Source organism: Micromonospora mangrovicola, from assembly GCF_047200535.1.
Lineage (GTDB): Bacteria > Actinomycetota > Actinomycetes > Mycobacteriales > Micromonosporaceae > Micromonospora.
The window spans coordinates 29,359-53,757 of sequence record NZ_JBJZOG010000043.1; the positions used below are offsets into that span (position 1 = coordinate 29,359).

Consider the following 24,399-nt stretch of genomic DNA (forward strand, 5'->3'; position numbering starts at 1 on the left):
TACGTTCCGGCATGCGGGGTCACCCCGCCGGCCGGTCGTGTTCACGACGCCCCGGACCGTACCAGCGGCCGGGCTCCACCAGGCCGCGCCGACCCAGGCAGACCAGCCGTCATCGACCGGTGACGGCGGCTGAACCACGAGCAACTGACGGCACCGGCCGACGTGCGGGGAATCCCCCCGGCCGGCGCCTGCACATAGGAGGCGGACGCGATGACCGACGTCCTGAGGTCCCGGCGAGTGACACCGGTCGCACGCCGCGACGGCTCAGCGGGCGCCCCCGCCGCGGCCTCGTACGAGCAACGCCAGATGTGGTACCTGAGCCGGCTCGAACCCGGGACGGCCGCCTACCTGGTGCCGCTGGCGTACCGGCTGCACGGGCCGCTGGACGTGGCGGCGCTGTCGGCCGCGCTCGACGCGCTGGTGGCCCGCCACGACGCCCTGCGCACCACCCTCGCGGACGTCCCGGGCGGGCCGTCCACGGCGGACGACGCGGCCGAACACCTGGTCCAGGTGGTCCACGAGCCGCGTCCGGGCCTGCTGCGGGTGCACGACCTGAGCGGGCTGCCCACCTGGCAGCGTGACCAGGAGTTGCAGGCCCGGATGCGCGCCGAGGCGCGCATCCCGATGGACCTGGAACACGGGCCGGTGGTGCGGGCCAGCCTGCTGCGCTGCGCGCCGGAGGAGCACGTGCTCCTGCTGACCCTGCACCACGTCGCCCTCGACGAGTGGTCCCTCGGCGTCCTGCACGACGAGTGGGAACGGCTCTACCGCGCACACCGTACGGGACGGCCGGCGGTCCTCGGCCCGGTCGAGGTCGACTACCGCGCCCACGCGGCGTGGCAGCACGACTGGCTCGGCGGCGCGCAGGCGGCCGCCCAGCGCGAGTACTGGCACGGGCAGCTCGCGAACGCGCCCGCCGTCCTCGAACTGCCCACTCGCGGGCCCCGGCCCACCGCACCGTCCGGCGCCGGGTCCACCCTGTCGCTCCCGCTGGATCTGTCCACGGACGCGCTGATGGCGCTGTGCCGGCGGACGGGCGTCTCCCCGTACATGGTCCTGCTCGCCGCGGTGCAGGTGCTGCTGTCGCGCTGGACGGGACAGCGCGACATCGTGGTGGGCACGCCGGTGGCCAACCGGCAGCGGCCCGAGACGCAGCAACTCGTCGGGCTGCTACTGAACACCGTCGCCATCCGCGCCCGGCTGCACGACGACCCGTCGTTCGAGACCCTGCTCGGACGGGTGCGCGGCGCCGTCCTCGACGGCCTGGGCAACGGGGAGCTGCCCTTCGGGACACTGGTCGAGTCGCTGCGCCCGGCCCGTCAACCCGGCTTCACCCCACTGTTCCAGGTGATGTTCGTGTACGGACGCGAGACGGCGCCCCCGCGCCTCGACGGCCTGGACGTCACCACGGTCGAGGTACCCTGCGGCACCGCCAAGTTCGACCTCACCATCTCGGTGCGGGAGAACGCCGACGGAGTGCGCACCGTGCTGGAGTACCGCACCGACCTGTTCGACGAGGACACCATGGTTCGCCTCGCCGGACACCTCCAGACGCTGCTGCGGTCGCTGGTGGCCGACCCGGGCGCACCGGTCGGCTCGGCCGCGATGCTCACCCCCGGCGAGTACCGGCAGCTCGTCGGGGATTGGAACCGCACCACCACCCCCACCGAGCCGGACGAACCGGTGCACGCGCTGATCGAGCGGCAGGCGCGCCGGACCCCCGACGGCGTGGCGGTGACCGACGGCGACACTGCGCTGAGCTACCGGGAGCTGCACCTGCGGGCTGAGGCGCTGGCGGAGACGCTGCGCGGACGCGGGGTCGGTACCGGCAGCCTCGTCGGAGTGCTCCTGCCGCGCGCGGTGCCCTTCGCCGTGGCGGTGCTCGCCGTGCTGAGGACCGGCGCGGCCTACGTACCGATGGATCCGGCCAACCCGCCGGCCCGGCTGCGGTACATGCTCGACGACGCGGCCACCCCGGTCGTGCTGACCTGCGCCGAGCTGGCGCATCTGGTGCCCGATGGCCGGGCGCTGCCGGTGCCGGACCCGGCCACCCCGCTCGCGGAGGCCGATCCCGGCCGCGCGGCCGGCGGTCCGGGTGGCGGCCCGCGACGCCGGCCACGACGCCGGCCGATGCCCTCGCCGGCGGACCTGGCGTACGTCATCTACACCTCCGGATCCACCGGACGCCCCAAGGGCGTCATGGTCACCCACCACGGCGCCAGCAACTACCTGCGCTGGGCGGCACAGGCCTACCGGCTGCGGCCCGGGGACACCGTCCCGCTGCACTCCTCGATCGGGTTCGACCTGACCGTCACCAGCCTGCTGGTCCCGCTGATCAGTGGGGCAACCGTCCTGATGATCGGCGAACACCTCGGCCCGGAGGCGCTGGGCGAGGCGCTGCGCCGGCAGCGGACACCGTTCGGGCTGGTCAAGATCACGCCGGCCCAGCTCGACCTCGTCAATCACCAGCTCAGCCCCGCCGAGCTGGCCGACCGCACCCGGTGCTTCGTCATCGGCGGGGAGAACCTGCGCGCCGACCAGGTGGCACGCTGGCGGACCCACGCGCCGGCCACCGCGCTGGTCAACGAGTACGGGCCGACGGAGACCGTGGTCGGCTGCGCCGCGTACGAGGTCGACCCGACCACGCCGGCCGACGGCTCCGTGCCGATCGGCCGGCCGATCGCCAACACCGAGCTGTACGTGCTGGACGGATGGCGCAACCCGGTCCCCGCGGGTGTGGTCGGCGAGCTGTACGTCGGCGGGTCCGGCGTGGCGCGCGGCTACCTGCACCAGCCGAGGTTGACCGCCGAACGGTTCGTCCCGCACCCGTTCTCCGCCGTCCCCGGCGCGCGCCTGTACCGCACCGGCGACCTGGTGCGGATGCGCCCGGACGGCAACCTCGAATACCTGGGCCGCACCGACAATCAGGTCAAGCTGCGCGGCTACCGGGTGGAGTGCGGCGAGATCGAGGCGGCCGTCCGACGGATCCTGCCGGACCGCGACGTGACGGTGCAGCTGCGCCGGGACGACCCCGACGACCCGCAGCTCGTCGCGTACGTGGCGGGCGGGGCGGCGTCCGGCCGCGACGCCACGAGCCTCCGGACGGCCGTCGCCGCCGAACTGCCGTCCTACATGGTCCCCGCCGCGTTCGTTCTCCTCGACGCGCTGCCGCTGACCGGCAACGGGAAGGTCGACGCCGCCGCGCTGCCCGCCCCCGGCCACGCGGACATGCCGCGGCAGCCGTCCGGGCCCCCGCCGGACCGGCCGGCGACGCCGCACCGGCCGGTGGCCGCCACCGCCGCCCCGCACCCGGTGCCGTGGGACGCGGCGCGGGTCCGCCTCGAGCGGCTCGTCGTGGACGTGTGGCGGGACGTGCTCGGCGTCGACCGGGTCGGGGTACGGGACAACTTCTTCGACCTCGGCGGCCACTCGATGCGCCTGCTTGCCGTCCTCGACCGGCTGCGCGCCCGGCTCGGCGACGTGGTCACCGTCACCGACCTGTTCCGGCACCCCACCGTCGAAGCCCTGGCCGGGCTGCTGACCACCGCCACCACCGGGGCGGCCGCCCCGTCCGCCGCGCGCCCCGCGCCGGCCCGCGCCGCCCGGCCGTCCGTGACCGCGACCGGCGACACCGGCCGGCCCGGCGGCCTGATCGCCGTCGTCGGCATGGCCTGCCGCTTCCCCGGCGCGCGGACCGTCGACGAGTACTGGCACAACATCCGCACCGGAGTGGAGTCGGTGCAGGAATTCAGCGTCGAGGAGATGCTGGCCGACGGGGCGGACCCGGCCCGGCTCGACGACCCGGCGTACGTCCGGGCCGGCACCTACCTGCCCGGGGTCGACCAGTTCGACGCGGCCTTCTTCGGGTTCACGCCCCGCGAGGCGCAGACCCTCGACCCGCAGCACCGGATGCTGCTCGAATGCGCCTGGCACGCGCTGGAGCACGCCGGCTACGACCCGTCCGGCCACCCCGGCCGGATCGGCCTGTTCGCCGGTTCGGGCCGCAGCACCTACCTCCTCGACCACCTGAGCAGCCACCCGGAGCTCGTGAGCACCATCGGCGAGCACCAGCTGTCCCTCGGCAACGACAAGGACTTCCTGCTCAGCCGGGTCGCCTACAAGCTCAACCTGACCGGTCCCGCGGTCACCGTCGCCACGGCCTGTTCGACCTCACTGGTGGCCGTGCACTTCGGCCGGCAGAGCCTGCTGACCGGCGAGTCGGACCTGGTCCTGGCCGGCGGGGTCAGCCTCTTCCCCGCGCAGCGGCGCGGCTACCTCTACCACGACGGTGGGGTGTACTCCCCGGACGGGCACTGCCGGCCGTTCAGCGCGGACGCGCGCGGCAGCATCGCCTCCAGCGGGGTCGGCATCGTCGCGCTCAAGCGGCTGGCGGACGCGGTCGCGGACGGCGACACGATCTACGCGGTGATCCGCGGCTCCGCCGTCAACAACGACGGCGCACGTCGCACCGGGTACACCGCACCGGGCGTCGACGGCCAGGTCGAGGTGGTCAGCAGCGCGCTGGCCGCGGCCGGCGTGGACCCCCGATCGGTGAGCTACCTGGAGGCCCACGGCACGGGCACGACCCTCGGCGACCCGATCGAGGTGACCGCGCTGACCGAGGCGTTCCGGAGCGGCACGGACGACCGGGGCTTCTGCGCCCTCGGCTCGGTCAAGGCCAACATCGGGCACACCGATGCCGCGGCCGGGGTCGCCGGGCTGATCAAGACGGTCATGGCGCTGTGGAGCCGTACGCTGCCGCCGACGATCAACATCGGCCGGCCCAACCCGGCCATCGACTTCGCGGACGGTCCCTTCTACCTCAACGACACCGCCCGCCCGTGGCCCGCCGACGGCCCGCGCCGGGCGGGGGTGAGCTCGTTCGGCATGGGCGGCACGAATGCCCACGTCGTACTGGAGGAGCCGCCGGGGACCACGGCCGCGCCGCCGACGCAACCGGCCACCGGGCCGCAACTGCTGGTCGTGTCGGCCCGCGGCGCCGCGGCGCTGGAGCGCCAGACCCGCGGGCTCCGCGACCACCTCGACGCGCACCCCGACCTGGACCTCGGGGACGTCGCGGCCAACCTGGGCCGGCGCCCGCCGATGACCCACCGGCGGTTCCTGGTCGCGACCGGCCGCGCGGATGCGCTGGTCGCGCTCGACTCGCCGCAGCGGCAGTTCACCGGCACCCAACCCGGCGGCCGGCGGCCGCTGGTGTTCGCCTTCCCCGGGCACGGCGCCCAGCACGTGGCGATGGGCGCCGGCCTGTACCGCGCGGAGCCGGCCTACCGGGCCGTGGTGGACGAGTGCGCCGAACTGCTCCGCGACGACCTGGGGCTCGACCTGCGCACGCTGCTGTGCCCGGCGCCCGACGGAGTCGAGCGGGCCGAACGGCTGCTCGCCCGGCCCGCGCTGATCCAGCCCGCACTGTTCGTCACCGAGTACGCGCTCGCCCGGTCGCTGCTCGGCCGGGGGGTGACCCCGGACCTGATGGTGGGGCACAGCCTCGGTGAGTACGTCGCCGCCTGCCTCGCCGGGGTCTTCTCCCTGGCAGACGCGCTGCGCCTGGTACGCGTGCGCGGTGAGCTGGTCGAGCGCACCCCGGCCGGGGCGATGCTCGCGGTGAGCCTGTCCGAGACGGCGGCGGCCGGGCTGGCGGCCGAGGGACTGTCGCTGGCGGCGGTCAACGCCCCGCAGCTGTGCGTGCTGTCCGGCGCTCCGGAGGCGATCGAGGAGCTCCGCCGGCGGCTGACCGGGGACGGCGTCGACTGCCGGCCGTTGCGGGTCAGTCGCGGCTACCACTCCGCCCTGCTCGATCCGGTGCTCGACGAGTTCGCCGAACACGCCCGCCGGGTCACCTACGCCGAGCCCGAGCGCCCCTACCTGAGCAACCTGACCGGCGGCCCGGTGGCCCCGGGACAGGTCACCGACCCGGAGTACTGGGTGCGGCACCTGCGGGAACCGGTCCGGTTCGCCGAGTCGGCCACCCTGCTCGCCGAGCAGGACGTGGCCCTCGCCGAGCTGGGGCCCGGGCACACCCTCGGCGGCCTGGCGCGGCTGGCCGGCCTGCCGCCCGGTCAGGTGGTGGCGGCGATGCGGCACCCGCGCGCCGACGCCGACGACCTCGCCACGATGACCGACGCGGTCGGCCGGCTCTGGCTGTCCGGCGTACCGGTCGACTGGACCCGGTGGCACGGCGGCCCGCGCCGCCGGCTGGCCCTGCCGGGCTACCCGTTCGAGCGGCACCGGTACTGGGTCGACGCGCTCGGGCGGCCGGACACGGCGGGCCCCGCGTCCACCACACCGGCCGACATCCCGGCCACCCCGGACGCGCCCGTGCCCGCCGACCCCGGCAACCGGCCGGCTGTCAGCACCGCCTACGTCGCCCCGGCCACGCCCGCTCAGGAGTGCGTGGCGCAGCTCTGGAGCGAGCTGCTCGGCATCCGGCCGATCGGCGCCCTCGACAACTTCTTCGAGCTCGGCGGGCACTCGCTGCTCGCCACCCAGTTCGTGGTGCGGTTGCGGGCCCGGCTCGGCGTGGCGCTGGCACTCGAGACGGTCTTCGCGCAGCCCACCGTCGCCCAGATCGCGGCGGCGCTGCCGGCGGGCGCCGCCGCACCCACCCCCGCACCCGTCGCCGTCGTCGAGCAGCCCGCCACCGCGCCGCCCGAACCGGCCATCCCCCGCGCCGAGCCGGGCGCCGGGCCGGCACCGCTCTCCTCCGGCCAGCACCGGCTGTGGTTCCTCGACCAGGCGTACGAGCAGAACGCCTACACCGTCAGCACGGCCCTGCTGCTGGACGGCGCCCTCGACGTCGACGCGCTGCGCGGGGCCCTCGCCGGGCTGGTCCGCCGGCACGAGTCGCTGCGTACCGTCTTCCCCCTCGGCCCCGGCGGCGACCCGGTCCAGCAGGTGCTGCCGGCGGGCCCGGTCGACCTGCCGATGGTGTCCGCGCCGGCCGACGGGGACGGCACGGGTCCACGCTGCATCGTGGAGTCGGCGGTCGCCGAGGCGGTGCCGCAATGGGTGCACGCGGCCCTGGCCGCCGACGTCCGGCGCGGGTTCGACCTGGCCACCGGCCCGCTGTTCCGGGCCGTGCTGCTGCGCATCGCCGACGACCGGCACGTGCTGTCGCTGACCATGCATCACAACGTCTCCGACGGCTGGTCCCTCGGCATCATCGCGAGCGAGCTGGCCACGCTCTACGACGCCGCGCTCGCCGGACGGCCCGCGCCGCTGCCCGACCTGCCCGTCCGGTACGGCGACTACGCGCGCTGGCAGCGCAGCCGGATGGCCGACCCCGACAGCGACGACCTGCGGTACTGGCGGCGGCAGCTGGCCGGGGTGGCGAGCGTCCTGGAGGTGCCCAGCGACCGGCCACGGCCGCCCGTGCAGACCTTCCGTGGCGCGGTGCGCACCCGGGTGCTGTCCCCGCGGACCGCCGACGAGCTGCGCCGGTTCAGCCAGGAACGCGGCGCCACCCTCGCCATGACGGTGCTGGCCGCGCTGAAGGCCCTGCTCTGGCGCTACACCGGCCAGCACGACATCTGCGTCGGCACGCCGGTCGCCGGGCGGGTCCGCGCCGAGCTGGAGCCGATGGTCGGCTTCTTCGTCAACATGCTGCCGCTGCGCACCGTGCTGGCCGGCGACTGGACCTTCGAGGAGCTGCTCGGGCAGGTCCGGCGCACCGCGCTGGGGGCGTACGACCACCAGGAGGTGCCGTTCGAACGGCTGGTGGACCTGGTCGACGCCCCCCGCGACCTCAGCCGCAACCCGCTGTTCCAGGTGATGTTCAACATGCTGAACGTGCCCGGGCGGGAACTGCGGGCGACCGGCGTGCGGATGGTCCAGTTCGCCGTCGAGCCGGGCATCGCCCAGCAGGACCTGGCGCTGTACGCGTACGAGGTGGACGAGGGGCTGCGGTTCCGGCTGGAGTACAACACCGACCTGTTCGACGCGGCGACCGCCGAGCGGATGATGGGCCATCTGGAGACGCTCCTCGCCGCCGCCGTGGCCGACCCCGACGTCCGGCTGGCGGACGTCGCCGTCCTCACTCCCGCCGAGCTGGCCGACGTCGCCGGGTGGAACGACACCGGCGCCGAACCCGGCTGGGGCCCGCAGGTCCGTCCCGGGCCGACCCTGGTCGAGCTGATCGGACACCAGGTGGCGGCCGACCCGGATCGACCCGCCGTGACGTTCGGGGCGACCACGCTCAGCTACGCCGAGCTGAACGCCCGGGCCAACCGGCTCGCCCACCGCCTCCGCCGGGCCGGTGTCGGCCCGGACAGCACGGTCGCGGTCTGCCTCGACCGCTCGGCGGAACTGCCGGTCACCCTGATCGGCGTGCTCAAGGCGGGCGGCGCGTACGTTCCGGTGGACCCCGACTACCCGGTCGAGCGACAACGGTACGTGCTGGCGCACAGCGGCGCCCGGGTCCTGGTGACCGAGTCGCACCTCGCCGACCGGTTCACCGGGTTCGCCGGCGAGGTGGTGTACGGCGGGGCGACGCCGGATGCGGAGCCGGACACCGACCCCGCGCCGCTGGCCGGGCCGGACCACCTCGCGTACGTGATCTACACGTCCGGGTCGACGGGCCGCCCCAAGGGGGTCCGGGTGACGCACAGGGCGGTGGTCAACACCCTGGCCGCGATGCGCGAGCGGCCGGGCCTCACCGGCGACGGCACCATGCTCGCGATGGCCAGCTTCGCCTTCGACATGTCCGTACCGGAGCTGTTCCTGCCCCTGGTGGTCGGCGCCCGGATGCTGCTGGTGGGGCGCGACGTCGCCTACGACGCGACCCGGCTGGCCGACCTGCTCGCGGCGGAGCGGGTCACCCTGGCCCAGGGCACTCCGGCGACCTGGCGGCTGCTGATCGAGTCCGGCTGGACGGGGCTGCCCGGCCTGACGGCGGTATGCGGCGGCGAGGCGGTGTCCGCGCCGCTGGCCCGGCAACTGGCCGAGCGGGTGGATGCGTTGTGGAACCTGTACGGCCCGACCGAGGCCGCCGTCTGGTCCACGATGGAACGCATCGACCCCGGCTTCACCCACCTCACCATCGGCCGCCCGATCGGCAACATGCGCGTCCACGTGCTCGACCCGCAGCTCTCCCCCGCCCCGGTCGGCGTCGTGGGCGAGCTCCACCTCGGCGGCGCGGGCCTGGCCCGTGACTACCACGGCGACCCCGCGCTGACCGCGCAGCGGTTCGTGCCGGATCCGTTCGGCGGCGACCGGCTGTACCGCACCGGCGACCTCGGCCGGCGGCTGCCCGACGGCCGGATCGAGTTCGTCGGCCGCAGCGACTCGCAGGTGAAGGTGCGCGGATTCCGCATCGAACTGGGCGAGATCGAGGCGGTGCTGCGCCGCCACCCGTCGGTACGCGACGCGGCCGTGGTGGTCCGCGAGGACGAGGCGGAGAAGGCGATCGTGGCCTACCTGACGCTGGCCACCGGGGCCGAACCGGGCGGCGACGCCGACGGGGACCGGGCAGCGACCCCGGACGTGACGGCCGACTTCGACGCCGAACCGGGGCCGTGGCGGACTTTCGCCCGGACCTACCTGCCGGACTACATGATCCCGTCGGCCTTCGTGGTGCTCGACCGCATGCCGCTCAACGCCAACCGCAAGGTGGACCGCGCGGCGCTGCCGGCACCCCGCCGCGGCCGGGCCGCGGCGGGCGCCGCAGTCCCGGACACCCCGCTGCGCCGGGCCCTGGCGCAGCAGTGGGCGGCGGTGCTCGGCTACGACAGCGTCGGCATCGACGACGACTTCTTCGATCTCGGCGGCGACTCCTTCAAGGCGATCAAGGCGCTGTCGGGGACCGACCCGGCGATCAGCGTCCTGGACCTGTTCCGCCACCCGACGATCCGGTCGTTGACCGAGCACCTGGACGCGACCGGGGGCTCCGCCGGACGGCTGCTGCACGAGCTGACCCCCGCCCGACCGGCGACGCCGACGCGGCTGACGCTGGTCTGCGTACCGTTCGCCGCCGGCAGCGCGATCACCTTCCAGCCGCTCGCCGATGCCCTCCCACCGGGCGTGGCCCTGTACGCCCTGGAGCGCCCCGGGCACGACCTGAACCGCCCGGACGAACCCCTGCTGAGCCTGGACGAGCTGGTGGACGGCTGCGTGGCCGAGGTCGTCGAGGGGATCACCGGCCCGGTGGCGGTGTACGGGCACTGCATGGGTGGCGCCGAGGCGGTGGAGCTGGGCCGCCGGCTGGAGGCGGCCGGGGTCGAGGTGACCGGGGTGGTCATCGGCGCCCACTTCCCCGGCCCGCGACTGCCCGGCCGGCTGTTCAGCTGGCTGCGGCGATGGTTCCCGACGGAGCGCTGGACGTCGAAGCGGCGGACGCTGGAGGCGCTGCGCGCGATGGGCTTCTTCACCGAGGTCTTCGACGAGCGCGAGAAGGACTTCGTGATGCGCGTGGTCCTGGCCGACGCCGCGATGGGCGAGGACTACTACACCGACGCCTACGCGGGCGGCCTGCCCGACAAGCTGTCCGCCCCGATCGTCTGCGTCGTCGGCAGCGGCGACCGGGCCACGGAGCTGTACCAGGAGCGGTACCTGGAGTGGGAGTTCTTCTCCGACCGGGTGTCACTGGAGGTCATCGAGGGCGCCGGCCACTACTTCGCCAAGCACCAGCCGGACGAGGTGGCCCGCATCATCCTGGCGAGCTGCGACCCGGCGGCCGCGCCGATCGCGGAGTCCCCGCCGGGGGACGACGTGCCCCCGGGGGCCGGGGTGGCCCCGCCCGCACCCGCCGGCCCGGAGCCGCAGACGCGTACGGCCGTCCCGACCGCCCGCCGGGCGATGCCCAGCCTCACGGTGTTCTACCTGGTCGCGATCGGCCAGCTCGTCTCGCTCATCGGCAGTGGACTGACCGGCTTCGGCATGAGCCTGTGGGTCTACCAGCGGACCGGGTCGGTCTCGCTGTTCGCCACGGCCACCGTCCTGGCCCTGCTGCCCGCCGTGGTCCTCTCCCCGGTCGCCGGCGCGCTGGCGGACCGGTGGGACCGAAGGCTGATCATGATCCTGGCGGACTGCCTGGCCGCCACCGGCACGGTGAGCCTCGCGCTCCTGCTGTGGTGGGGACAGCTCCGGCTGTGGCACGTGTTCACCGCCATCACCGTCACCGCGGTGGCGACCGCCTTTCAGCAACCCGCCTATCTGGCGGCCGTCACGCAACTGGTGCCGAAGCGGTACTACGGGCGGGCCAACGGCGTCGTCTCCCTCGGCACGGCGACGAGCACCGTGCTGGCGCCGCTGGTCGGCGGCGCGCTGGTGGTCGCGGTCGGGCTGCGCGGGATCGTCGTGATCGACCTGCTCACCTTCGCCCTCGCGGTCGCCGTGACGCTGTCGGTCCGCTTCCCCGACACCCTGTTCGTCAAGCGCGAGGAGCCGTTCCGGCAGGAGGTCCTGGGCGGCTGGCGGTTCATCGTCCGCCGGCACGGCCTGGTCGCCCTGGTCATCCTGGTCGCGTCGCTGAACTACTTCTTCGCCCTGGTCGAGGTCCTGGTCACCCCGTTGACCCTGTCGTTCGGGGACCCGGCGGTGCTCGGCCGGGTGCTCGCCGCCAGCGGGGTCGGGATGCTGGTCGGCGCGGTCCTGATGGGCGTGTGGGGCGGCACGGCCCGGCGTACCACCGGCATCCTGGGCAGCGTCGTACTGCTCGGCGCGTCACTGCTCACCGTCGGTCTGCACCCGAGCCCGCTGTTCCCCACCCTCGGCCTGTTCGGCATGGGCCTGGCCACGGCCCTGGTGAACACTCACTGGCTGGCCATCGTGCAGGCCAAGGTGGGGCTGGAGCTCCAGGGCCGGGTGCTGTCGATGGGCCAGATGCTGTCCTGGCTGATGGTGCCGGCCGGGTTCCTCAGCGCGGGCCCGCTCGCCGAGCACGTCTTCGCCCCGATGGTGTCCGCCGGCGGGCCGCTGGCCGCGGTGGTCGGCACCGGGCCGGGCCGGGGCATGGCCCTCGCGGCGATCGTGGCCGGGCTCTGCGCGCTCGCCCTCGCGGCCGCCGGCATCGCCTACGCCCCGATCCGCAACGTGGAGGACGAGCTGCCCGACAACGACCCCGGCCGGATCATCCTCGCCGACAAGAACCGCCTGCAGGAGGAGGCCGACCGGCAGCTCGCGCTGCTGCGCCGCGAAGGTGCCCGCCGATGAGCGCCCCCACCCGGTCCGCCGGTCCGACCCGCCGGGCCAGCGGCCGGCGCGGGACCGGCGGCGCCACCACCGTGGACTGCCTGCACCGGCTGGTGGCCGCGCAGGCCGCCCGAACCCCGGAGGCGGAGGCGGTACGGCACGCGGACCGCGCGCTGTCCTACCGCGAGCTCGACGAGGCGGCGAACCGGCTGGCCCGGATCCTGCTCGCCCGCGGGGTGACCCGGGAGGAACGCGTCGGCGTCTGCCTGCCGCGCACCCCGGAGCTGGTGGTCGCCCTGCTCGCCGTGCTCAAGGCCGGCGCCTGCTACGTCCCGCTGGACCCGGCGTACCCGCCGGCGCGGGTGGCTTTCATGACCGCCGACTCCGGTGTGCGACTGGTGCTGACCCGCGCCGACCTCGCCGACCGGTTCCCCGGCACGGCCGTGCCGGTCGACCGGCTCGACCGGGGCGGGGACGGCAGCGACCCGGCGGTGGCGGCGACCCCGGCGGACCTGGCGTACGTCATCTACACCTCCGGCTCCACGGGACGACCCAAGGGCGTGGCCATCGAGCACCGGTCGGCGTCGATGCTCATGCACTGGACCCGGCAGACCTTCGACGACACCGAACTGGGCGGCATGCTCGCCGCCACCTCCGTCTGCTTCGACCTGTCAATCTTCGAAATCTTCGGCCCGCTCTGCTGGGGCGGCCGGGTGCTGCTCGTCGACGACGTGCTGGCGCTCGCCGCCCCCGGGGCGGACCGGCTGCCCGTGACCCTGGTCAACACCGTGCCCTCCGCGATGGGCGAGCTGCTCACCGCGGACGCCCTGCCGGCGAGCGTGCGTACGGTCTGCCTGGCCGGCGAGCCGCTCACCGCCGCACTGGCCGCGCGGGTCTGGTCCCGCCCGCACGTCCGCCGGCTCTGCAACCTCTACGGCCCGTCCGAGGACACCACCTACTCCACCTGGGCCGAGGTGCCGCCGGACAGCGGCGACCCGCCGATCGGTCGCCCGTTACCGCAGACCCGGGTCTACGTCCTCGGCCCCGACGGGCGGCCGGTGCCGCCCGGGGAGGCCGGCGAACTCCACCTGGCCGGGGCCGGCCTGGCCCGCGGCTACCTCGACCGGCCGGCGGAGACCCGGGCCCGGTTCCGGCCCGACCCGTTCCGGCCCGGCGAGCGGATGTACCGCACCGGCGACCGGGTCCGGCTGCGGCCGGACGGCCAGTTGGCGTACCTCGGCCGGCTCGACGACCAGGTGAAGCTGCGGGGCTACCGGATCGAGCTGGGCGAGGTGTCCGCCCGCCTCGCCGCCCTGCCCGGCGTCCGGGAGGCGACCGCCGCCGTGCGGGACGGGCCCAGCGGGGACCGGCTGCTGGTCGGCTACCTGGTCGGCGAGCGCCGCGACGACGTACGGGCCCGGCTGGCGGCGGAGCTGCCCGCGCCGCTGGTCCCCGCGACCGTGGTCTGGCTGGACCGGCTGCCCACCCTGCCCAACGGCAAGGTGGACCGGTCCGCCCTGCCCGCGCCCGCCCTGGGCGACGCCGTCCCCGGGACCGGGCCGCTGCCCGGCACGACCGCGACCGTGGCGGCGATCTGGGGCGAGCTGCTCGGCGTGCCGGTCGCCGGCGCCGACAGCGACTTCCTCGCCCTCGGCGGCGACTCCCTGCTCGCGGTCCGCTGCGCCACCCGGCTGGCCGCCGCGACCGGCCGGCCCGTCCGACCGGGCGACCTCTTCGCCCACCCGACGGTCGCCGCGCTCGCCGCCCACCTCGACGCGCTGGCCGCCGACGCGGCGCCGGTCGCGGCGCCGGCCGACCCGACACCGGCCGGGCCCGCCCCGCTGTCGGCCGCGCAGACCCGGCTGTGGTTCCTGCACCGGCTCGACCCGGCCGACACCAGCTACCTGCTCGCCTTCGCGGTACGGTTCGCCGCGCCACTGGACCCGGACCGGCTGGCCCGGGCCCTGCACCGGGTGGTCGAGCGGCATCCGGCCCTGCGCACCGTCTTCCCGTCCGGGCCGGACGGCCCGGCGCAGCACGTGCGTCCGGCGGCCGGCCCGGCGCCGGCCGTCGCGCCACCCGAGCCCGGCACGCCACTCGACGAGCGGCTCGCCCGACTCACCGCCGAGGCCACCCGGGCGCCGATGGACCTGGCCGCCGGCCCGCTGCTGCGCGCCCAACTGCTGCCGGACACCACCGGGCGGGCGCAGGCGCTGCTGCTGGTCGTCCACCACATCGTCTGCGACGACTGGTCGTTCGGCGTGATCGTGCGGGACCTGGCCCGGGCGTACGACACCGAAGGCGACGCGGCGGCACCCGACGGACCCGCGGTCGGCCCGGCGGCGCTCGCCCTGACGCAGCGGGACTGGCTGGCCGGGCCGACGGGCCGGCAGGCGGTGGCCGACCTGCTGGACCAGCTGCGCGGGGCTCCCGACCTGCTCGACCTGCCCGCCGTCCCGCCGCTGCCCGGCCGGCTCGACCCGGCCGCTGCCGCCCCCGGTGCGAAGCCGCCGGTCACCGCCGGGGCCGGCGGAAAGCCGCCGACCGGAACACGGCCGGGCGGCCCCACGACGGCCGGCACTCGGGCCGGCGGCGGCCCGCCGTCCGGTGCGCGGACCGGTGCGATTGCGCCCGCACCGTCCGGCGCCGCGCTGCACACCACCGTGGACCCCGCCACGGCCGAGGCCGTGCGCGAGCTGGCCCGGGCCGAGCGGGTCAGCCTGCACATGGTCGGGCTGGCCGCCTTCGCCACCCTGCTCGGCACCGCCACCGGCCGCGACGACCTGCTGATCGGCGTCGCCTTCGCCGGGCGGACCAGCCTCGCCGCCGAGCAGAGCGTCGGCTGCTACGTCAACACCCTGCCGCTGCGGCTGCGCCCCGCACCCGACCGTCGCTTCGCCGAGCTGCTCGACGAGTCCCGCCGGGCCACCCTGTTCGCCGCCGCCCACCAGGACGTTCCCTTCGACCTGCTGGTGGATCGACTCCGGCCCACCCGCCGACCGCACCGCAACCCCCTCGTCCAGGTCGCCTTCGGCGTGCAGAACGCCCCGCCGGCCCGGCACCGGGACGCGGCCGGCGTCGAGTTCACCGGCGTCGAGCTGACCCCGGACTCCGCCCGGCTCGACCTGACCCTCTGGCTCGACGAGCGGCGGGACGGGCTGGCGGCGCTCTGGACGTACCGCACCGACCTGTTCGACCACGACGGGGTGGTCGCGTGGCACCGGCGCCTCACCGCGCTGCTGCGTACCGCCGCCGCCGACCCCCGGCGCAGTCTGGCCGACTGCGCCGACACCGCTGGGAGTGAGAGATGACAGAGCAGACCCGGAGCGCCGCGCGGCCCGTCCCCCGCCGCGGCCGCGACCGGAACCTGGTGGACGTCCACCCCGACTGGCCCGGCGGCCCGCTGCCGGCGCTGGTGCGGGCCAACGTGCCCGACGTCGACCTGGCCGGCTGGCTGGCCGGTCACCGGGACGAGGTGGACGAGCTGGCCCGCCGCGCCGGGGCCGTGCTGTTCCGCGGTTTCGCCGTGGCCGGCGCCGCCGACTTCCGCACCGTGATGGCCGCGCTCGCCGACGACGTGCTCTCCTACGGCGAGCGCTCCTCGCCCCGCAGCAAGGTCACCGAAGGCGTGTACACCTCCACCGAGCACCCCGCCGACCAGCCGATCGTGCTGCACAACGAGCAGTCGTACACGGTGCGGTGGCCGCTACGCATCGTCTTCCACTGCGAGGTGGCGCCGGCCGCCGGCGGTCGGACGCCGCTCGCCGACAGCCGCCGGGTGCTCGCCCGGCTCCGCCCCGAAACCCTCAAGGAGTTCGAGCGGCGCGGGGTGCTCTACCGGCGCAACTACCTGCCCGGCATCAGCCTCTCCTGGCAGACCGCGTTCCAGACCGACCGGCGCGAGGAGGTCGAGGCGTACTGCGCCCGGGCGCTGATCGACGTGGACTGGGTCGACGACCAGCAGCTGCGGACCCGGCAGGTCCGCCCGGCGGTACGCCGGCACCCGGTCACCGGGGAGCGGACCTGGTTCAACCACGCGCTGTTCTTCCACGTCACCTCCCTGCCCGACGACGTCAGCGCGGGCCTGCGGGCCGCCCTCGCCGAGGAGGACCTGCCCTACCAGACCGCGTACGGGGACGGCACACCCATCCCCGACGAGGTGCTGGCCGAGCTGCGCGCGGCGTACGCCGCCGAGACCCGCTCCTTCGACTGGCAGCGCGGCGACGTGCTGCTGGTGGAGAACATGCTGGCCGCGCACGCCCGCGACCCGTTCACCCCGCCGCGGCGGATCCTCACCGCGATGTCCGACCCGGTCGCCGCGCCCGAGCTGACCGAGGCGCTCCGGTCCGGCACGGTGCCGACGGGAGAGCTGTCGTGAGCGGGCCGGCGCCGCGTCGGCGCGGCACCGCCACGGTCACCTCCCCGGTGTCCCGGCGGGTGCTGGTGGACGAGGAGTTCGTGCTGCTGGTCGAGGCAGGCGTCCCCGACCTGGACCTGGCCGGCTGGCTCGCCGGCCGGCGCGGGGAACTGCTGCGGGACCTGGACCGCCACGGCGCGGTGTTCTTCCGCGGCTTCGAGGTGGGCACCGCCGACGACTTCAGCCGGGCCGCCCGGGCGGTCAGCCCCGACCTGCTCGGCTACCTGGAGCGGGCCGCCCCCCGCCACGAGGTCGCCGACCGGGTGTTCACGTCCACCGAGTTCAACGCCGAGCAGTGGATCCCGCTGCACCACGAGATGTCGTACTCGCACAACTGGCCCACCCACCTCTACTTCTGGTGTGCGCAGCCGGCCACCGGCAGCGGCGGGGCCACCCCGCTGGCCAGCGAGCGGGTCATCACCCCGCTGATCCCCGCCGAGGTGCGGGAACGGTTCCTCCGCGCCGGCGTCTGCTACGTGCGCAACTACGGGGCGCACCTGGACCTGCCCTGGCAGGAGGCGTTCCAGACCACCGACCGGGCGGAGGTGGAGGCGTACTGCGCCGCCTCCGCGACCGAGTTCACCTGGCTGGGCTCCGACGGGCTGCGCACCCGCGCCCGGCGGCAGGCGGTCGCCACGCACCCGCGTACCGGTGAGACGGTCTGGTTCAACCACGCCCACCTGTTCCACGTTTCGAACATGCCGGCCGAGGTGTCCGGCGCGCTGCTGCGCGAGTACGGCCCGGAGGGGCTGCCCCGCAACGCGTACTACGGCGACGGCGAACCGATCCCCGACGAGGTGGTCACCGGCATCCGCGAGCTGTACCGGCAGCACGCCGTCTCGGTGCCCTGGCAGCGCGGCGACGTGCTGGTGGTGGACAACTTCCTGGCCACCCACGGCCGGGAACCCTTCAGCGGCGACCGGCAGATCCTGGTCGCCATGTCCGATCTCTACGTCAACCGGAGTGCTCTGTGAACGGATACCGTCTGTCGCCGATCCAGCGCCTGGCCTGGTCCGGAAAGCAGGACCTGGTCCGGGCCCGGGTACGGCTGAGTCGGCCGCTGGACCGGGCGCGGTTGCAGGCCGCCGTCGACACGGTGGTGGCCCGGCACGAGGCGCTGCGGCTGACCCTGGTGCACCACCCCGGCCTGCGGGTGCCGTTGCAGGACGTGGACGACAGCCGGATCGTGGTGGTCGGCGGGCAGGGCGAGCTGTCGGTCACCCTCACCGACGACACCCTGGAGCTGACCGCCACCCCGCTGATCGCCGACCCGGCCAGCCTGCGGCTGCTCCTCGCCGACCTGGCCCGGGCCTACGCCGGCCAGCCGCTGCCGGAGGATGCGGAGGCGCTGCAGTTCCTCGACGTCGCCGAGTGGCAGCTCGAGGAGCGGGAGCAGAATCCGGTCCCCTCGCCCACCGCCCCGTCCGCGCGGCTGGTCACCCCGCACGGGGACGACCCGAGCGCGGTGGTCACCGCGACCGTCCCCGCCGGTGAGCTGGCCGGCATCGCCGGGGCCGCGGGGGTCGAGCCGGGCACGGTGCTCCTCGCCGCCTGGGCGCTCGCGGTGTCCCGCCGGGCCGAGAAACCGGACGGGGTCGACGAGGCGGACCTGGTGCTGGCCCGGTGGAGCGACGGCCGCCAGGCCGCGGGCACCGCCGAGGTGGTGGGTCCGCTGGGCGGCCACGGCCCGCTGCGGCTGGCCCTGCCGCTGCCCGCCGCCCCCGCCGAGCTGCTGGCCGTCGTCCGCGCCGCCGAGGTCGCCGCGGACGACACGTTCCACCTGGTCGACCCGGTGGACGAACAGTCCGCGGCGGTCGCCGGGTTCGCGGCGTCGCCCGCGCCGGACCCGGCCGCCGTGGCCGGCCTCGGCGGCACCACGGTGGAGGTGGCCGTCCCGCCGTCACCGGGCGGCCCGCAGCTGACCGCGCTGACCGACGGCGACCGGGTCACCCTGCGGGTGGTCGGCGGGCAGTGGCTGCTCGACGCGCTGCTGGTGATCCTGCGGACCCTGCCCGCCGCGCTCACCGAGGGCCTCCCCCTCCAGGCGCTCGGCGACGGGGAGGCCCGCTGGCTCGCCGACGCGGCCGGGGACATCGGCTCCGAGGCGCCGGTGCGCACCCTCGTCGACCTGCTCGAAGCGGGCCTCGCCGACGCCGACCCGAACGCCCCGGCGGTGGTCGCCGCGGACGGCGCGTACACCGTCGCCGAGCTGCGGGAGCGGGCCGCGCGGGTGGCCGGGGCGCTGGCCGCGCGGGGGGTGTCCGGCGCCGCGGTGGGGGTGCTGGCCGCCCGGTCCCGGGACACCGTGGTGGCGTTCCTCGGCGTGCTACGGGCCGGGGCGGTGTTCGTACCGCTGGACCCGGACGCCCCGGCGCAGCGGCTCACCGCCCAGCTCCGCGCGGTCGGTGCGCAGGTCGTCGTCGGCGCCGGGGCGCCCGCGACCGTGACGGTCGACGACCTCGTCGCGGCCGGTGACCGGCCGCCCGCCCCGGTGCCGGCCCCGGCCGACCCGGCGTACGTGATCTTCACGTCCGGCTCCACCGGCACACCCCGCCCGGTGCGCGTGTCGCACGGCGCCGCCGCGCACCTGGCCGGTGCCCTGGAACGGGCCGTGTACGCGGGCAGCCGCCCCGGGCTTCGGGTGGCGGTGAACGCCCCGCTCACCTTCGACGCCTCGGTGAAGCAGCTCGTGCAGCTCGCGCACGGCCGCAGCCTCTACCTGGTGCCCGAGGGGGTCCGCCGGGACGGGGCGGCCCTCGCGGCCGCGCTGGCCGACCACGGCGTCGACGTGCTCGACCTGACCCCCTCTCAGCTGCGCATCCTGCTCGCCGGGGCGGGCGACACCCGGCTGCCCGGCCTGCTGCTGCTCGGCGGGGAGGCCGTCGGGCCGAACCTGTGGGAGACGGTGGCGGCGCTGCCCGGCGTCCGCACGGTCAACCTGTACGGCCCGACGGAGTGCACGGTGGACACCAGCGCGGCGGAGATCCGCGCCGGGGACGCCCCGAGCATCGGCCGGCCGCTGCCCGGCGTCGCGGTCTGGGTGCTCGACGAGCAACTGCGGCCGGTGCCGCCGGGCGTGGCCGGTGAGCTGTGCGTCAGCGGGCCGCAGCTCGCCGACGGGTACCTGGGCGACCCGGAGACCAGCGCACGGCGGTTCGTCTCCGTGGCCCTGCCGGCCGGCCGCACCGAACGGGTGTACCGCACCGGCGACCGGGTCCGCTTCGACGCCGACCGGCGGCTGCGCTACCTCGGCCGCCTCGACGACCAGGTGAAGATCCACGGCTTCCGGGTGGAGCCCGGCGAGGTCGCCGCGGTCCTGCGCACGCATCCGGAGGTCGCCGACGCCGCCGTGGTCGCCCGCGACGACGACGGGCAGGGCGACAGGCTCGTCGCCTACGTCCGGCCGGGCGGCCCCGTCGCCGCCGTGGACGTCGAGCGGATCGCCGGGGTCAACCCGCACGAGACCCGCTACCTGTACGACGAGATCTTCGTGCAGCGGGTCTACCTGCGCGACGGCATCGTGCTGCGGCCCGGGGCGACCGTGCTGGACGTGGGCGCGAACATCGGCATGTTCTCGCTCTTCGTACACAGCGTCTGTCCGGACGCGACGATCCACGCGTTCGAACCGGTGCCGTCGGTGACCGACCTGCTGCGGCGCAATGTCACCGAGTTCGGCGTACCCGCCACGGTGCACGGGTTCGGGCTGTCCCGGGCCGCCGGTGAGGTCTCCTTCACCTACTACCCGGGCTATTCGATGATGTCCGGCCACGCCGCGTACGCCGACCCGGACGCCGAGATGTCGGTGATCAAGCGGTACCTCGCCAACGAGCGGGACGCCGGGGCGGGCGAGCGGGACGTACTGCTCGACCGGGTCGACGAGCTGCTCGCGGAACGCTTCGCCGGCCGGGAGCTCACCGTGCCGGTCCGGCCGCTGTCGGCGGTCATCGACGAGCTCGCCCCGAAGCGGATCGACCTGCTGAAGATCGACGTGCAGCGCGCCGAGGCGGACGTGCTCGCCGGCCTGGCGGATCGGCACTGGCCGCTGGTCGCGCAGGTCGCCATGGAGGTGCACGACGCGGCCGGCACCGACACCGAGGGCCGGCTGGCCGAGCTGGTCGCGTTCTTCGGCGAGCGCGGCTTCGACGTGGTCACCCGGCAGGACGACCTGCTCGCCGGCACCGACCGGCACACCCTGCACGCGGTACGTCCCGAGTACGCCGCCGATCCGCGCCCGGCGGTGGTCGTGCCGGCCGGACCGGCCGCCGGTCCGCTCGACGAACGCCTGGCCGGCTGGCTGGCCGGCCGGCTCCCCGCGCACCTGGTCCCGGCCGCGGTCGTCCTCCTCGACGAGCTGCCGCTGACCGGCAACGGCAAGCTGGACCGGGCGGCGCTGCCCGCGCCCCGGCTCGACCGGCCCCGCGGCGGCGCGGCGGTGGCGCCCGCCAACTGGGCCGAGGAGATCCTGGTCGAGGCGTGGCAGGAGATCCTCGGGGTGGAGTCCGTCGGGGTGACCGACAGCTTCTTCGCCCTCGGCGGCGACTCCATCCGCAGCATCCAGATGCAGGTCGCGGCGAACCGGCGGGGGCTGTCCTTCCGGCTGGCCGACATCTTCACGTACCAGTCGATCCGGGAGCTCGTCGCGCACGGGGAGATCACCCTCGACGGCGCCCTCCCGGTCGCGGTGGCCGGGCAGGACGGGCGGTTCGCGCTGGTCACCGCCGCCGATCGCGACCTGCTGCCGGCCGGGCTCGCCGACGCGTACCCGATGACCGCCCTCCAGCAGGGCATGGTCTACCACGGTGAGCTGACCGGCGACCCGGCGATGTACCACAACGTCACCGCGCACCGGATCGCCGCGCCGCTGGACGCGGCGGCGCTGCGCCGCGCGCTGGCCGGTCTGGTCGCCGCCCACCCGGTCCTGCGGACCGGGTTCGCGCTGGGCGCGTACTCCGAGCCGTTGCAGCTCGTGCACGCCGACGTGCCGGTCGACCTGCCGGTGACCGACCTGGCTGGCGTCGACCCGCAGACCCGTCGGGGGCGGATCGACGACCTCGTCGCCCAGGAGCGGGTGCGTCCCTTCGACTGGGCCCGTCCGCCGCTGCTGCGGCTGCACGCGGTCCGGGAGGACGCCGACGCGTTCACCCTGCTCGTCGCCGAGTACCACGGCATCCTCGACGGCTGGAGCCTGCACCTGTTCCTCACCGACCTGCTCGCCGGGTACGACCGGGAACGGGCCGGCGCGGCCCGCCCGGCCCGGCCCGGCCTGCCGTTCCGCGAGTACGTGACGGCCGAGCGGCGTGCCCTGGCCGACCCGGTGACCCGGCGGTTCTGGCTGGAGGGGACCGGCAGGGTGGCGCCGCTGCTGCTCGGCGGGCCGGCACCGCGGACCACCACCACCCAGCGGGTGTCGCTCAGGGCCGGCACGACCGACACGGTCACCGAGGCGGCCCGGGCCGCCGGCGTACCGGTCAAGTCCTGGCTGCTCGCCGTCCACCTGAGGCTGATCGGCGAGCTGTCCGGCCGGGACGACGTGGTGAGCGGACTGGTGGTCGGCGGCCGCCCGGAGGGGGACGGCAGCGACGCCACCCTCGGGCTGTTCCTCAACACCCTGCCGGTGACCCTGCGGCTGGGCACCCGGTGCCTGACCGAGCTGGCCGCCGAGGTGTGGCGGGCCGAGCGGGCGCTGATGGGGCACCACCGCTTCCCGCTCGCGGAAATCGCCCGCGCCGGTGGGAGCGGCCTCCGGTTCGACCACTTCTTCAACTGGACCCACTTCCCGAACGGGCCGGCCGACGGGGGTAGCCGCGTCGTGGACAGCCGGGGCATCACCGTGGACGTCGCGTTCAGCCTGGCCGTCGACGCCGAACTCGACGCCGGCACCGGCGATCTCGCCCTCACCGTGCAGTACGACCACCGGCACGTCACCGCGGACCGGGTGGACGCCTACGCCGACGGCTTCCGCCGGCTGCTGGCGGCCGACCCGAGCGCGCCGCTGCCGCCCGTGGCCGTCGGCGGGCCGGCGGCCGACGACCCGCGGGCCCGGTGGGCGCCCCGGGTGGCGGCGGCCTGGCAGGAGGTGCTCGGGGCCGCACCGCGCGACCCGTCGGCCGGTTTCCTGGCCGCCGGCGGGGATTCGCTGCGCGCCCTGCGGCTGGTCACCGTACTGCGCCAGCGCCACGGCAGCGACCTGACGCTGCCCGAGTTCATGGCGCTGGGCAGCTACGACGCGCTGGTCGACCGGGTGGCCCGGGACGCCTGACCACCCTCGACCGTCCCGGTCGGCTGATTCGAGAGGAGTGCCGGTGACCGGCTTCGGCACCACCGCCGTGCACGGCGACGACGCCCTGATCCCTGGTGCGGCGGTAGCACCGCCGATCGTGCAGAGCGCGACCTTCAGCGCCGAGTCCGACGAGCGGTTCACCGAGATCGCCACCGAGCCCCGGGGCAGCACCTTCTACACGCGGTACGGCAACCCCAACCACGCCCAGGTGGCCGCCGTGGTCGCCGAACTGGAGGGGGCGCAGGCGGGCCTGGTCACCGCCTCGGGGATGGGGGCGATCAGCACCGTCGCGCTGGCCCTGCTCTCCGCCGGGGACCACGTGGTGGTGCAGCGGAGCACGTACGGCGGCACCACCTCGCTCGCCACCGGTCTGCTGGCGCGCTTCGGGGTCTCCTGCACCCAGGTCGACCAGACCGACGCCGAGGCGTTCGGGCGGGCGTTGCGCCCGCGTACCCGCCTGGTGCTGGTGGAGACGCCGAGCAATCCGCTGCTGGAGCTGACCGACCTGACCGCGGTGGTGGCGTCGGCCCATGCGGCGGGCGCGCTGGTGGTGGTCGACAACACCTTCGCCACACCGGTGAACCAGCGTCCGACGAGCGCCGGGGCGGACCTGGTCTGGCACAGCGGCACCAAGTTCCTCGGCGGCCACTCCGACGTGTCGGCGGGGGTGGTGGTCGGCCCCGCCGAGCTGATCGAGCGGATCTGGCGGACGGCGATCGTCACGGGCAGCACCCTCGGCCCGGTGGACGCCTGGCTGCTGCTGCGCGGTATCCGTACGCTGCCGCTGCGGGTGGAGCGGCACAACACCAACGCCCTCGCGCTGGCCCGGGCCCTGGAGGGGCATCCGGCGGTGGCCCGGGTTCGCTACCCGGGGCTACCGTCGCATCCCCAGCACGAGCTGGCCCGCCGGCAGATGGCCGGATTCGGCGGGGTGCTCAGCGTCGACCTGGCGGCGGGCCGGGCGGGGGCCGGGGCGCTGCTGTCCGGGCTGCGGCTGGCCAAGCGGGCGGCCAGCCTGGGCAGCGTCAGCACCCTGGTGGTGCATCCGCGGTCGATGTGGGCGGGGATAGTGGACGCCGAGCAGCTCGCCGCCACCGGCATCGGGGACGGGCTGGTCCGCGTCTCGACCGGCATCGAGGACACCGCCGACCTGGTGGACGACTTCCTGGCGGCGCTGGACAAGGCCTAGCTGTACTGCCAGGGAGATTGGTTGAGGTCGTGTGACGACACGACGTAGACAGACGTGATGACGAAGGCCTCCGGTTGTGGAGTGGAGCTGTCTAGGAACCGCTCCGGCGACCAGGGGACCTTCGTGTCCCACGCTAACGCCGCTTTGACTCCTCGTGCACGTCTTCGTCTGGCGCGTCTGATCGTGGATCAGGGGTGGCGGGTCGCCCGTGCCGCGGAGCGCTACGACGTGTCCTGGCCGACGGCATAACGGTGGGCGGTCCGGTATACCGAGCTCGGCGAGGCCGGGATGGCCGATCGGTCGTCCCGGCCTCGCCGCAGCCGCCTCGGGGGGGGGGGGGGGGGGGACAGGGGGGGGGGGGGGGGGGGG

The 24,399-nt window shown here is 75.4% G+C and carries 6 protein-coding genes and 1 pseudogene; all 7 read left to right on the plus strand.

Features of this window, described 5'->3' with window-relative positions:
* Positions 1 to 237 precede the first annotated feature (237 nt).
* Positions 238 to 12,165: an amino acid adenylation domain-containing protein gene (locus tag ACL02O_RS18595; protein WP_412819355.1), complete on the plus strand. Its 11,928-nt coding sequence runs from the start codon at positions 238 to 240 to the stop codon at positions 12,163 to 12,165.
* Positions 12,162 to 15,455: an amino acid adenylation domain-containing protein gene (locus tag ACL02O_RS18600; RefSeq protein ID WP_412819356.1), complete on the plus strand. Its 3,294-nt coding sequence runs from the start codon at positions 12,162 to 12,164 to the stop codon at positions 15,453 to 15,455. Before ACL02O_RS18595 ends, ACL02O_RS18600 begins: the two co-directional genes overlap by 4 nt.
* Complete coding sequence (locus ACL02O_RS18605; RefSeq protein WP_412819357.1) at positions 15,452 to 16,522, plus strand: TauD/TfdA family dioxygenase; 1,071 nt, start codon at positions 15,452 to 15,454, stop codon at positions 16,520 to 16,522. The genes ACL02O_RS18600 and ACL02O_RS18605 overlap by 4 nt, the downstream gene beginning before the upstream one ends.
* Positions 16,519 to 17,535 (plus strand): TauD/TfdA family dioxygenase, encoded by a 1,017-nt coding sequence (locus ACL02O_RS18610; RefSeq protein ID WP_412819358.1) that lies wholly within the window; start codon positions 16,519 to 16,521, stop codon positions 17,533 to 17,535. The genes ACL02O_RS18605 and ACL02O_RS18610 overlap by 4 nt, the downstream gene beginning before the upstream one ends.
* Positions 17,532 to 22,820, plus strand: a complete 5,289-nt coding sequence (locus tag ACL02O_RS18615; RefSeq protein ID WP_412819359.1) for an amino acid adenylation domain-containing protein — start codon at positions 17,532 to 17,534, stop codon at positions 22,818 to 22,820. Before ACL02O_RS18610 ends, ACL02O_RS18615 begins: the two co-directional genes overlap by 4 nt.
* A gap of 43 nt (positions 22,821 to 22,863) precedes the next feature.
* Positions 22,864 to 24,030: a trans-sulfuration enzyme family protein gene (locus ACL02O_RS18620; RefSeq protein ID WP_412819360.1), complete on the plus strand. Its 1,167-nt coding sequence runs from the start codon at positions 22,864 to 22,866 to the stop codon at positions 24,028 to 24,030.
* A gap of 123 nt (positions 24,031 to 24,153) precedes the next feature.
* Positions 24,154 to 24,399, plus strand: a pseudogene (locus ACL02O_RS18625) (helix-turn-helix domain-containing protein); the annotation flags it as partial.